General features: G+C 34.8%; 8 protein-coding genes. 2 read left to right on the top strand and 6 right to left on the bottom strand.

What is annotated here, in order from left to right; translation table 11 throughout:
* The 4 genes from ERL59_RS15415 to ERL59_RS15400 all read right to left on the bottom strand — a co-directional run.
* The coding region (locus ERL59_RS15415; RefSeq protein ID WP_160647118.1) for an ABC transporter substrate-binding protein at positions 1–1115 on the bottom strand (1115 nt) is incomplete at its 3' end.
* A gap of 270 nt (positions 1116–1385) precedes the next feature.
* On the bottom strand, positions 1386–2207 hold the full coding sequence (locus ERL59_RS15410; protein WP_160647117.1) for a carbohydrate ABC transporter permease: 822 nt from the start codon (positions 2205–2207) through the stop codon (positions 1386–1388).
* Between the two features lie 15 nt (positions 2208–2222).
* The gene (locus ERL59_RS15405) at positions 2223–3143 is read right to left on the bottom strand and encodes a carbohydrate ABC transporter permease (protein WP_160647116.1); all 921 of its coding nucleotides are present in this window, start codon (positions 3141–3143) and stop codon (positions 2223–2225) included.
* Positions 3144–3256: 113 nt separating this feature from the next.
* Positions 3257–4564 (bottom strand): ABC transporter substrate-binding protein, encoded by a 1308-nt coding sequence (locus ERL59_RS15400; RefSeq protein ID WP_160647115.1) that lies wholly within the window; start codon positions 4562–4564, stop codon positions 3257–3259.
* A 414-nt stretch (positions 4565–4978) separates the two neighbouring features.
* Between ERL59_RS15400 and ERL59_RS15395 the strand changes: the two genes are divergently transcribed.
* Both ERL59_RS15395 and ERL59_RS15390 read left to right on the top strand, forming a co-directional pair.
* Positions 4979–7723 carry a GH36-type glycosyl hydrolase domain-containing protein gene (locus tag ERL59_RS15395; protein WP_160647114.1) on the top strand — a complete coding sequence of 915 codons (2745 nt, stop codon included), beginning with the start codon at positions 4979–4981 and terminating at the stop codon, positions 7721–7723.
* A 28-nt stretch (positions 7724–7751) separates the two neighbouring features.
* Entirely contained in the window at positions 7752–8648 is an 897-nt protein-coding gene (locus ERL59_RS15390; protein WP_160647113.1) for a hypothetical protein, read from the top strand.
* Positions 8649–8800: 152 nt separating this feature from the next.
* On the opposite strand, the gene ERL59_RS15385 is transcribed toward ERL59_RS15390, so the two are convergent.
* Complete coding sequence (locus tag ERL59_RS15385) at positions 8801–9667, bottom strand: NAD-dependent epimerase/dehydratase family protein (protein WP_160647112.1); 867 nt, start codon at positions 9665–9667, stop codon at positions 8801–8803.
* A 238-nt stretch (positions 9668–9905) separates the two neighbouring features.
* Positions 9906–13478 (bottom strand): carbohydrate binding domain-containing protein, encoded by a 3573-nt coding sequence (locus tag ERL59_RS15380; RefSeq protein WP_160647111.1) that lies wholly within the window; start codon positions 13476–13478, stop codon positions 9906–9908.
* Positions 13479–13878: the final 400 nt, after the last annotated feature.

Raw genomic sequence — 13878 nt, 5'->3', positions numbered from 1 at the left:
GTCCAGTCTTGAATTTCTGGCTTATCGTAAATTCCAGGTGTAGCAGGGAAGTTACCCGTTGCTTTAAAGATTTCATATTGATTATCTACACTTAACAACCACTCAATGAAATCATATGCTGCTTGTGGATGTTCGGATGCTGCTGGGATCGTTAAGAAAGATCCACCCCAGTTACCTGACGCAACTGGCATTTGTGCAATATTCCAATTTCCAGAACCATCTGGCGCACTACTCTTCATGTAGTTCATCATCCATGCCGGTGCCATCAACGTAGCGAATCCACCATCATTAATACCAGCATTCCATTCTGGAGACCATTGTCCCACTTTTGCTGTAATGCCTGCTTCTACCATTGCCGTAGCTCTATCGTATGCTTCTTTAACACCCGCGTTTGTTTCTAATAATAATTCGTTGTTTTCATCAAAATAAACTTCAGTTAATTGACCAACCATCGTGTCATAAATGGTTCCGCCTGAGTCTGTCATTGGCTTTCCAGTTTTCTCTAACACTGTTTTACCTACTTCAACAAATTTTTCCCAGTCTGTAATTAAAGCAGAAACTTCATCTGGATCTGTTGGAAGACCTGCTTGTTCAAAGATATCTGTACGGTAAGCCATTGCCATTGGACCAATATCTGTTGGTAATCCAAACAAGAAAGAACCATCCGCATTTTCAGCTTGATTGATTTTCCAGTCTAAGTAATCACCCGTAACATCTTTCGCACCTAAATCATATAGGTTTGTAAAGTTGTTTTGTTGACCCTTAAAAGTTTCTAAGAAACCAATTTCCACAAATGCGATATCAGGAATACCAGATCCTGCTGCCATAGCAGTCACTAAACCATTATGGTGGTCTGCAAATTCAGCTTCTTGATAATTGATTTTCACATTAGGATTTTCTGATTGATACTGTTCAACTAATACATCCAAACCAGTGTTAGGAATGTTTTGGAATGTAAGTTCTATTACTTCATTAGAAGGTGTCTCAGTTGCTGGAGTTTCTTCATCAGCTGGTTTATCACTCACTGGTTTTTCAACTTCATCAGAAGAACAAGCTGCTAATGCAAAGGAAAATAAAAGCATTAAACTCATTAAAATAAGACCAAACTTCTTCATTTAAAAATCCCCCTTTTTTTGAACGTTTATTACGCCCTACTAAAATTATAATGGAAGCGATTTCATATTGATATATGGTGATTCTCATATTTTTTGTATATATCTCATTTATTTAAATATTCAGTTTATTAATGGATTGAAAATGTGTTATTTTATAAAATTACTTGTTTTCATAAATAAAAAACCTTGATTACAATATGTAATCAAGGTCAGATTATAAGTTTAATAGATACCTCTTAAATATTAAATATGTTCACAAACAATAATATATTACCCCTTTACAGATCCTTCCGCTAAACCAGCAATAAATTGTCGACTAAATGGAATGAAAATAGCAAGAAGTGGTAATGTTGTAATAAATGCACCTGTTACGATTAATGCTGTATCCCGGTTATATGCATTCTGTAACCCTCGAACAGCTAGCTGTAATGTTTGTACAGATTGCTCTTTCAATACAATCGATGGCCATACAAAATCATTCCAAACCCCCATAAATGTAATAATAGCTAGTGTAGCTAACCCAGGTTTTAGGATTGGTAAAACAATTCGGTAATACGTTTGAAAATTTCTAGCTCCGTCCATTTTAGCTGATTCAATTAGTTCCGGATGTATGGAGGATTCTATGAATTGCTTCATTAGAAATACACCAAATGCTCCCACTAAGAATGGGATAATAACGGCATATAAACTATTGATCCAGTCAAATTTACTTACGATCATGTAAAGTGGAATCGGACTAGCTGGTGGTAATAACATCGTACTTACAATTAATAAGAATATTAACTTTCGTCCTTTAAACTCTAATCTAGCTAGTGCAAAAGCAGCAAGCGAACAGAAAAATAACTGGGATATCGTAATTGTTCCTGCAACGATTAAAGTGTTAAATAGAGCCGTAATAAAATCTGCGTTTTCCCAAGCGTTTTGAACATTTGTAAAAAACTGATCACCTGGAATAACTTTTGGTGGGAACTTATTGGCTGCCGCCGTTGTATTTGTGCTTATAGCAAACATCCAATAAAATGGGAATATTGAAACTAAAGATGAGATTATTAAAAATATATACGATATAAGACGTCCTGTTCTATTTTTCATGACTTCTCATCCCCTCTAATCCTTAATAACTTTCGTAGTAATGAACCAATTCAACAATGCAAACATAACCACAATGACAAACATGACCCAAGAAATAGCTGCAGAATATCCAACATTATATTTAGTTCCAAATGCGGTTTCATATAAGTATAAGAACATGGTCAAACCTTGATTGTGTGATCCACCTCTTAAATCTAAGAAAACCAATGGTTCTATAAATAATGACATGCCTCCGATAGAGGACATGATGATCGTAAAGAGAATAATGGGACGAAGCTGTGGAATTGTGATATAGAAAAACTGCTGGATTTTATTTGCTCCATCTATTGTTGCGGCTTCATATAAATCCTTACCGATCGTTTGTAATCCTGCCATGTAAATGATCGTATTATAACCAACCCATCTCCAGTTGACCATCGTAGCAATGGCTATATGAGATAAGAAACGATCAATCTTCCAATCTAATCCTGCGGTGCCTAAAATAAAGTTAATTAAACCAAAATCTCTTGAAAATAAAGAATTAAAAATAATCGTTACTGCTAAAATGGATGTGATAAATGGCATAAAAATGGCCATTCGAAACATATCCTTCATTTTCACAAAACCTTGGTTTAATACATAAGCAAGCACTAAAGCGATAAATAGTTGAGGTAAAGTAGAAATAATCCAAATGGAAAAAGTATTCACTACTGCTTTAATAAATGTTGGATCATCCGTTAATAACCATACATAGTTTTGTAAACCGATAAACTCAGGCTCAGCTCCAAATAATTTCCAACTAAATAAAGAGATATACAAGTTATAAAAAATCGGAAATATACCAAACGTTAGAAACAAAATAAAAAATGGAGCTACATATAAATAACCTGATAATGCATCCCTACTTGCTTGTGAACCATATTTAAAACGAGGTTTTTTATTGGATTTAGTACTCATTGCTATGACCTCCTCCTACCATAAAATATGGAAAATCCTATCCAGATTATACACGCGCTGATCAACATATGATCAGCGCGTGCCATTTTACTTATATTGTTCTAATATATTTATTATCTTAATTCGCGATTTACACGTTCAATAGCCGCATCCCACTCTGCTTGTGGATCTGCATCATTGTTTTCAACGTTGTTAATTGCATCTTTAACTGCAGTGTTCACTGTTTGATGATCAGGACCAAAGTATACTGGAACCACTTTCTCTGCAGCTTCTGCATAAATTTGTCCTACTGGAGCTCCTTGGAAGTACTCATCTGTCCAGTCTTGAATTTCTGGCTTATCGTAAATTCCAGGTGTAGAAGGGAAATTACCCGTTGCTTTAAAGATTTCATATTGATTATCTACACTTAACAACCACTCAATGAAATCATATGCTGCTTGTGGATGTTCGGATGCTGCTGGGATCGTTAAGAAAGATCCACCCCAGTTACCTGACGCAACTGGCATTTGTGCGATATTCCAGTTTCCAGCACCATCTGGTGCACTGCTCTTCATGTAATTCATCATCCAAGCTGGTGCCATCAACGTAGCGAATCCACCATCATTAATGCCAGCATTCCATTCTGGAGACCATTGTCCCACTTTTGCTGTAATGCCTGCTTCTACCATTGCCGTAGCTCTATCGTATGCTTCTTTAACACCCGCGTTTGTTTCTAATAACAATTCATTGTTTTCATCAAAATAAACTTCAGTTAATTGACCAACCATCGTGTCATAAATGGTTCCGCCTGAGTCTGTCATTGGCTTTCCAGTTTTCTCTAGCACTGTTTTACCTACTTCAACAAATTTTTCCCAGTCTGTAATTAAAGCAGAAACTTCATCCGGATCTGTTGGAAGACCTGCTTGTTCAAAGATATCTGTACGGTAAGCCATTGCCATTGGACCGATATCTGTTGGTAATCCAAACAAGAAAGAACCATCCGCATTTTCAGCTTGTTTGATTTTCCAGTCTAAGTAATCACCCGTAGCATCTTTCGCACCTAAATCATATAGGTTTGTAAAGTTGTTTTGTTGACCTTTAAAAGTTTCTAAGAATCCAATTTCCACAAATGCGATATCAGGAATCCCAGATCCTGCTGCCATAGCAGTCACTAAACCATTATGGTGGTCTGCAAATTCAGCTTCCTGATAGTTGATTTTAATATTAGGATTTTCTGATTGATACTGTTCAACTAATACATCCAAACCAGTGTTAGGAATGTTTTGGAAAGTAAGTTCTATTACCTCATCATCTGGTTCTGGAGTCGTTGTTCCATTCCCTTCATCAGTTGTACCTTCACCGCCTTCATCAGTAGCACAAGCTGCCAATGCAAATGAGAATAAAAGCATTAGACTCATTAAAATTAAACCAAACCTTTTCATTTAAAAATCCCCCTTTTGATTAATCTTGGAACGTGAAATACGTCCTACTAAAAGTATAGTGGATTCGATTTCACAATACTATGCGGTCATTCTTATATTTCTTGTATATTTTTCACCTCTATGTGAAAAATGTTCACAAAATGATAATTTACCTTTTCATAGTATTGTATAAGTAAAGAAATTTATTCATTATTCATTCTTTTCATTTCAAATATATAAGTGAAATAATCTTAACATATGGTAATCCTCATATTTTTGTTGTATATTTCACATCTAGATGAAAAATGTACAATAAGTTATGAAAACTATATGATATACACTCATCTCAAATGGACTTTCTAAACTTAGTATAGTAAATTGAGAGTTAGTGAAATGAATTAAAAGATAAAATTTTAAAAGAAAGGAATGTCAACAATGAAAAATGAAAACAAATCTTCAGGTTGGAAGTTTATTGATGAAGATAGTACTTTTGCTATAAGCAACCCACAAAAATCAAGCTATTTGTATTTCCCTTTAGTAAACGAAGCTGGTATGATGTCGGCCATCACACCTACTTTACATGGTGATATAAAAACGAGTCAAAATACGTTTTTAATGGCTCCCGTTTCAGCAGAGGATTTGCATAATTCCCGTGCAGCCAGAAATTTTTGGGTTCATATTGAGGGAAAAGAGGTTTGGTCTGCAACAGGTAATTCTGCAAAACAGATAAGCCTTAACTTTAATCAAGAAGAGAAAGAAGAAGTTCATTTAGAGGCAGGGTTATTATGGCATAAAGTCATTCGTGAAAATAAAACAATGGGAATTAAAGCAGTATGCACTAGTTTTGTACCTGCAAATGAAGATCAAGTTGAACTTTTAAAAGTTCAATTATCAAACACTAGTGATCAAAATTTAACAGTAACACCTACAGCAGCTATTCCTCTTTATGCAAGGTCTGCTGATGATATTCGTGATCATCGTCACGTTACCTCTTTACTTCATCGTATATATACTTCAACATACGGTATTGAAGTACAACCTACACTTTCATTTGATGAAAGAGGGCACAAAATAAATCATGTAACTTATAGTGTTTTTGGCTCTGAAGGTAATGGAGAAGCACCGACAGGTTTCTTCCCGGTTGTTGAAGATTTTATAGGAGAAGGTGGAAACCTAGACTGGCCTGAAGTCATTGTGAAAAATGCATCACCACAATCAAATGCTGGTGAAACAATAGAAGGATATGAAGCAATAGGAGCACTAAAGTTTAATACGATAACATTAAAACCAGGGGAATCCAAGTCCTACATTGTTGCACTTATGATTACAGACAACCGATTAAAGGATGTAAGTGAAATCATCAAAAAATATTGTTCAGAAGAGCAATTTGATCTTTTATTAGAACAAAATAAAATAGATTGGAAAGAAAAACTTAACAATTTAAATTTTCAAACTAGTGATATCGATTTCAACAAATGGATGAAGTGGGTCACTTTACAACCTATTTTAAGAAGAATATATGGATGTTCTTTTCTGCCACATCATGATTACGGGAAAGGTGGACGTGGATGGAGAGATTTATGGCAAGATTGTCTAGCACTTCTAATTATGGATGATCCACAAAAAGTAAAAGATTTATTGTATAACAACTTTGCGGGGGTACGAATTGATGGAAGCAATGCTACGATCATTGGTTCTGAACCAGGTGAATTTGTTGCAGATCGAAACAATATTGCTCGTGTTTGGATGGATCATGGCGCATGGCCATTTTTAACTACAATGTTATATATTAATCAAAGTGGGGACATCGAGTTTTTATTAGAAAATCAAACTTATTTTAAAGATACACAAATTAAACGTTCAAAGGACTTAGATTTACAATGGAAGCCTGAACAAGGAAACCTACTTAAATCTGAAAATAGTGATATTTATAAAGGCACTATCTTTGAGCATATGTTACTGCAAAATATTGTGCAATTTTTCAATGTAGGAAAACATAATAACATCAAACTTGAAGGTGCGGATTGGAATGATGCTTTTGACTTAGCACCTGAATTAGGTGAAAGTGTTGCATTCACAGCTCTTTATGCTAGTAATTTAAAAGAGATGAGTCAACTGCTGTTATCTCTTCAAGAAAAAACAGGTACTGAGGAGTTACATCTTGCAAAAGAAATCATGATCTTATTGGATTCAATCTCAAACCCTATCAACTATGATAGTGCTGAACAAAAATTGCAACGTCTAAATCAATACTTTGAAAGCTGTAGTCACAAAATCAGTGGAGATAAGATATCTGTCAGTATAAAAGATATAGCAGCTGACTTAAACAGCAAAGCCGATTGGATGATCACCCACTTAAGACAAAATGAGTGGATTAAAAATGAAGAAGGTTTTGAATGGTTTAATGGTTATTACAATAATGATGCTGAACGTGTTGAAGGGAATCATACAAATGGGGTTCGTATGACACTAACAGGTCAAGTATTTCCTGTAATGGGTGAAGTGGCTACTAAGGATCAAGTGAAAAAAATATCAAAATCAGTAACGAAGTATCTTAAAGATGAAAAAATTGGATATCGATTAAATTCACAATTTGGGGAAATTCAACAAAACATTGGCCGAGGATTTGGTTTTGCATTTGGTCATAAAGAAAATGGAGCTATGTTCAGCCATATGGCTGTAATGTACAGTAATGCAATGTACCAACGTCAATTTGCACATGAAGGTTATGATGTACTTAACTCTATTTACGAGTTAAGTAAAAACTTTGAGCTTAGTCGTATTTATCCTGGCGTACCTGAATATATTAGTGAAAAAGGCAGAGGCATGTACCACTACTTAACGGGTTCAGCAAGTTGGTTATTGCTTACTGTACTAACTGAGATGTTTGGAGTAAAAGGAAAACTTGGTGATTTATCTTTAGAACCTAAACTACTTCTAAATCAGTTTAATGATCAGAACCAATCATCTGTATTCTCCTATTTTGCAAACCGTCATTTAGACATTATATACAAAAATGAAAATGGCTTAGAATATGGGGAATATCAAATTCAAACCATTACTTTAAATGGTGAAGAGATTTCATTTGAAACTAAACAAAAAGCAGTGATTATTAGCCGTGAGTTCATAAGCCGACTTACAGAAAATGAAAACCACACCCTAGAGGTTATTTTAGGTTAATCTTTTAATAAATGAAAGGAGCATTCATATGAGTCTATCTAAACATGAATTTTTTAACCCTCCTTCATTCATTTTGCAAAATAATCAACTAAAAATAAATATAGCAAAACCGGGAGCCTTTCAAAAAGGCTCTCGCTTTGATTGGACGGGTTATATAACACAAGTTACATTAAACAATAAACATACTTTTTGCGTACCAGAAACCTACACACCTGAAAAAGGAACAGAGGGTCAAGGAATATGCAACGAATTTGGGATATTTACACCCATAGGTTATGAAGAAACAAATGTAGGTGAACAATTTCCAAAGTTAGGAATTGGTAATCTTACTCGTACTGAAAAGAAAGAATATCAATTCCACTCACCTTATCCTATCTCTCCCTATAGAATAGAAGTCTTTGAAGAAGAAAGTAAAATACTCTTTAAGGTATCGCCTATAAATTGTCAGGGATATGCAGCTGCTATAGAAAAAACCATCGACTTAAACGATCAAAGTTTAACCATACACTACAACTTAAAAAACGTCGGGACAAAATCGATTAAAACTGAAGAATATGTGCATAACTTTATAGGCATCAATAATCAACCCATTGGTCCTGATTACAAATTGAGGTTACCTTATACACCACAAATCAATGATTTGCCAGATATTATGATGATTAAGGATCATGAATTAAGTTGGAGGCGGAAACCCATTGAACCTTTCTATTGCCGTCCTACAGGATACAACAACACAGACCATAAATGGGAGCTATTTCATGAACCAAGCGGTGTAGGTATGAGAGAGAAGAATGAATTCCCACCCAGTATGTTTGCGATTTGGGGTACTACTCACGTCGTTTCACCAGAAATATTTATTGATATTGATATAAAACCTGGAGAAACACAGACTTGGTCTCGTACTTTCGAATTTTTCGAAAGATAAATGAAATGCAGAAAACTTAATTTAATAACATAAACATCGTATATAAAAAAAAGAGGAAATCATAGAATTATTTTATAAGACTACGATTTCCTCAATATATTAGTATGTTTGATTCATTTCTAATTGTCACGGATGAACAAGTTCTCATCATCCTACTCTTTCCAACTATACTTTTGTTCCCATCCTAAAATTTGTTTCAACTTTTTGTTGGATAATAAACTTTCTCTGTCTTTAAATGCTGATCGAATATCCTTTACATCAGGTAAAAACCTCTCAATCAGTTGCTTTGATGGTATGTCAGAAGATGTATCGTCTGCTGCAATAATTAACTCTTGAACTCCCAAATCATCTTTTTCAATAGATAATCGGCATGCTGTTGCTACATCACGTGCATCAATATAAGACCAAAGAATGAGGAGACGTTCTTCAGGTTTGTCAAATCTTTCCCTAAGCCAAATATAATCAGAAGGCTCCAATATATTTCCTAAACGAAGAGAGATAACTTGCATACCTGTTCGTCTGTTAAAAGCTTGTGCAGTCACTTCATTCACTACCTTTGATAATCCATAACTGTCTTCTGGGGTTTGTGGATGTTCTTCATCTACTGGTAAATACATAGGGTCAAAAAACTCACTTGCAAATACCATTCCATATGAAGATTCACTTGAAGCAAGTACTACTTTATCAATACCTAGATTAGCAGCCGCTTCCAATATATTATATGTATTCATTACATTATTTCTAAAAGTCACATCATTAGGATAAATAAAAGCTTGAGGAATAGCTGCAAAATGAACGATTCCTTTCACAGGAATGTGTTCTCTTGTATTATACTGAGCCAAAGCATTCTGAACTTCACCTAAGTTATTTAAATCCACAATAATGGTTTGACAAAGCTCTTCCTCAGGTCTTTTCCAATCTAAATTCAGAACATCATATCCATGTTCAACAAGGTCTTTTATAACCCACTTACCTGCCTTACCACTCCCACCAGTCACAATTATTCGTTCATTTGCCATAGTAATAACCTCCTGTATAGATCTAAATAAAACTTTCATTGGTTATGTTAGATTCATTTCCTTTTCATTTTATCCAATTTATATTGAAATTGCTATTCCACAATTTGTAACTAGATGAAAAACCTAACCTTTACACAAATAATCTGCAATTGGTTAGGGTTATTCATCATTTATTTATGTCTTAAAATCATCACTTTTCATTCTTTATTTACTGCTGATTCTTCATCCCTATTCTGCATCATTCTAAAACAGAATCACCTTCACCATTTAAGACACCTTCAATAATACTCACGTTATCTAAGTTAATTGTTGCAGGGATAGCCTGACCAGCAATGTTCCCTAATTCAAAAACGATCTTCCCATTATTGTAAGTGTCCTCATTCATTGTAAAAGTAAAATGATAATTTTCTTGATCTGTACTTAAATTGATGACTTGTGTAGCAGCGTATGGAATAAACCATGGTGCTTCTGTTAATTCTTTCCCTATGTTTACATTCATTTGCCTTGCTTCACTTGAGCTTGCATCAAAGGAAACTGTATAGGTTTTTCCATTTTCAAAATATAAACCATCTTGGAAAACTTGTGGACTATAGGATTGATCCCCTGTCTGCTCAATATCAATAACCAGTAGTCCATCAACTGCATTCATTTCTCCAACTGCATATCCAGCCCATTGATCTCCCCACCAAGCTTGCCATGATTCAATGGAAGAGCTGAAATGTCCATTTTGAATAATATCTCTTTTAATACTTAGATTATCAAAATATACATCACCTGCAACTGCTTCTCCATCAATGGGTCCTAATTCAAATACGATCTTTCCATTGTCATAAGAAGCTTCGTTCATTGTAAATGTAAACTGATAGGTTTGCAGTTCATCATTTAATTGTACCTGTTGTGTATCTACATATGGAATAAACCAAGGGGCTGCATCCAACCCTCTGCCAACATTTACGTTTATCGTTTTAGGTGAGGTAGATTTCGCATCAAAACTTACTGTATAGGTTTGTCCACTAATAAATGGCAATCCTTCTTGAACAACTTGTGGAATGAAAGGTTGTGCTCCTAAACTTTCAAGATGAACTTTAAGTAAACCATCTTCTATTGAGGCTTCACCTTCAGCATACCCATTCCATTGATCTCCCCACCAAGCAAAAGTGGGTTCAACAACGGAATCAAACGTACCATTAACAATTAAATCTTCACCTTGACTTTGGCTTTCAGTTGAAATCGTAAACCAATCCAAATTCACTCCTGGTGATGCAATTTGAAGGGTTTGTACACCTTCTTCTAAATGAACGGTTTGCGTTACTATACCCCAGTTATTCCATCCACCAGTGCTAGCAATATCCATGTAATATACACCATCAGCTTCAGCTTCTGTTATTTCATCATTAAATTCCAATTCACCGGTATATGCACTTCCCATTTTTGTTAACAAAGTCAAATTCCCTGTATCTACGTTAGACGCAACAGAGTATGAAATAACATATTCGCCAGCTTCTTCAACGTCTATAGCGTATTGCAACCAATCTCCTTCATCAATAAAACCAATGGTTTGACCATCATTTTCAGCGATCACACCATACATACTAACATAGTCTTCCGCTTCAATTTGTATATTTCCAGCAACATCTTTTGGTGGAGAAATGGCTTTCATTGTTACATTATCAATGTAAACACCTGGATCATGATTTCCGAATAAAAACTGGAACAATGCATGTTCATCTGTTGTATTATTCATTCTAAATATTTTTGAGTATTCTTGTGTCATTGTTGATAAATCAATGGATTCATTCATATAAATTTCAGTTTGATCAGCATTCGTTAATTGAATTTCAATTGATCTTTCTTCTATTGCTCGTGCATCAAAAGAAACAATATAACTTTGGTTCTCTTCTATGTTTAAATGGTTTTGACTTATAGCAATAGAATCAGATGAAGTTCCTGCTTCATCAATAGAAACATAGAGTTCACGATAATAGATTTCACTATTCACTGAAGCAGTGGCGTCTGCAGTATGATCTGTAGTTAACTCCCAGAATCCTAATCGATCCGTTCCTTGATCAAATGTTCCGTTATATATATAGTTGCCATCAGGTAATACTTCCTTAGAAGCATTTGGATCCTTTTCAATTTTTTCTAATCGCACATTATCTATGAAAACTGGAAGTGTTGAAGCTTGCCCCATATTAAATTCAGTACGTGCATTGAAGTCCGTCGGTTGAACCATGTCAAAAACAAACTCAAAATGTTGAGGTGTATCTGTTAATTCGATCGTTGCATCTTGCAAATAACGAGCAAAATTATTATCTGGTCCAGATACATTAACCATCATAGAACGATCCCCTGTAGACCATGCATCAAAGGAATACTTATATCTTTCACCATTTTCAATTGGTAGATTTGGTTGAACAAATTGTATAGCCCATAGTGCATCCCCTGCACTTGTGATGGTTGCATTCAATACACCATCAACTACAGAAACCTCACCTTCACCACCAAATAAATCATCTGGATCAAAAGGTTGGAAATCCCAATAAGTTAAATTATTATCAAATTCACCATTATAAATATAATTTCCATCTTCTAATGGTTCTCTTCCTTCAGAATCATTGTTGCCATAAGGTGATGGACCTGGTCTTTCACCAGCTTCTCTATATTCCCCGTCTAATTCATATACGCGAACATAATCTATTAAAAATTGCTGTGGAAATACAGTCGTTTCATCAGGATAACCTGGCCAGTTCCCTCCAACAGCTAAGTTCATTTGAATATAAAAATCTCTGTCATATGGTGCTGGATAAGTGAAATTGTCTGCTCCTTGTGGGTCTTTAGAGAACCAATCATTTTGAGTAGAGAATAAAATCCCGTCGACGTACCATCTCATTTCACCTGGTTCCCATTCTAATGTGAATGTATGATAATCATCAACAAAACTTTCTCCACTTGGCAGTTGGAAAGACTGACCCGTATGAGTCCACGGCACCCCATAGTGAAGCGTTCCATAAACGGTATAAGGATCATGTCCTAAAAATTCCATAATATCAATTTCTCCTGATGACGGCCAAATATCATAGACTCCATAATCTGTAGGCATCATCCAAATCGCAGGCCATATCCCTTGTCCCTCTGGCATTTTCGCTCTAAACTCATACTTACCGTAAGTCCAATCACCTTTTCCTTCAGTAGTTAACTTAGCAGAAGTATACTCATTTCCATCAAAATTTTCTTCATGTGCTTCAAGAATGAGTAGACCATCTTCTACTCGTGCATTCTTTTCACGATTTGTATAGTTTTGAAGTTCATTATTTCCGTACCCTCCACCACCTTGGATGAAGTTCCATTTTGTTTCGTCTATTGCTTGTCCATCAAAGTTATCTTCCCAAACTAGATTCCATTTTTCTTTTTGAATTTTACCTTTTGTAAGTTTAAGTAATTTAAAATCTACGACTTTATTTTTATCATCCGCTAAATAAACAGCTAGGTATTTATTGATCTCTGCATCCACACCTGAAATATCATCAAGTGGTGTATATGGGTTTTTAATAGAAAAGTCGGTAGGTACATCATCCCCTGCATTTGGTGTTTCTATCGGCTGGCTGGAAACTTGTACAGCCAAATGATGTACGCTTTCATCAATTTTTACATCCACTTCAGTTGAACCATGCAACTGACCTTTAGAAGCTCTGGGATTAAAGTTATTCGTAGCAGGTGTGTCATTTCCATTCCCTTTCTTTTCAGCAAATGCAATTTGGAAACTACTTAACACCATCATTAAAACTAGTAAAAGGGGTAATATTTTCTTCAAATGAACTCTCTCCTTTAATATTAGAATAAGTGCATACTCATAGATTAAAACAACTTGGTTTACTATCTACTAAATTCGAAAGACAACTACGAAATCTAAATGGATTCTTAAAAAGTATCACCCCTTTCAAAAAATAAATTTATATAAATATTGAAATTGTTTATGAAATCGTTTCCATTTTAGATAATTTATCATTTATCAAAGAAACTGCAATATCTTTTTTTATTCATCATTTATTTTAATAGAAAACGTTACCAATATGGAGATAAAGAGTAAATATGAGGTTAAATTACTCTTTGATTTAGAACTATATATTGAGGAAGGAAGTATATTTCTCCCTTCCTCAATAATAAATCTGTTCACAAAAGATTGTCAATAACTAATCTCTTAAATGATAAGC

The sequence above is a fragment of the Chengkuizengella marina genome (assembly GCF_009910845.1).
GTDB lineage: Bacteria > Bacillota > Bacilli > Paenibacillales > KCTC-33759 > Chengkuizengella > Chengkuizengella marina.
This window is presented reverse-complemented; position numbering and strand designations above follow the sequence as displayed.

Excerpts from the sequence above, each read along its gene's own strand:
- ERL59_RS15395 (WP_160647114.1), top strand. The coding sequence starts at position 4,979 with ATGAAAAATGAAAACAAATCTTCAGGTTGGAAGTTTATTGATGAAGAT.
- ERL59_RS15410 (WP_160647117.1), bottom strand. The coding sequence starts at position 2,207 with ATGAAAAATAGAACAGGACGTCTTATATCGTATATATTTTTAATAATC.
- ERL59_RS15400 (WP_160647115.1), bottom strand. The coding sequence starts at position 4,564 with ATGAAAAGGTTTGGTTTAATTTTAATGAGTCTAATGCTTTTATTCTCA.
- ERL59_RS15385 (WP_160647112.1), bottom strand. The coding sequence starts at position 9,667 with ATGGCAAATGAACGAATAATTGTGACTGGTGGGAGTGGTAAGGCAGGT.
- ERL59_RS15390 (WP_160647113.1), top strand. The coding sequence starts at position 7,752 with ATGAGTCTATCTAAACATGAATTTTTTAACCCTCCTTCATTCATTTTG.
- ERL59_RS15405 (WP_160647116.1), bottom strand. The coding sequence starts at position 3,143 with ATGAGTACTAAATCCAATAAAAAACCTCGTTTTAAATATGGTTCACAA.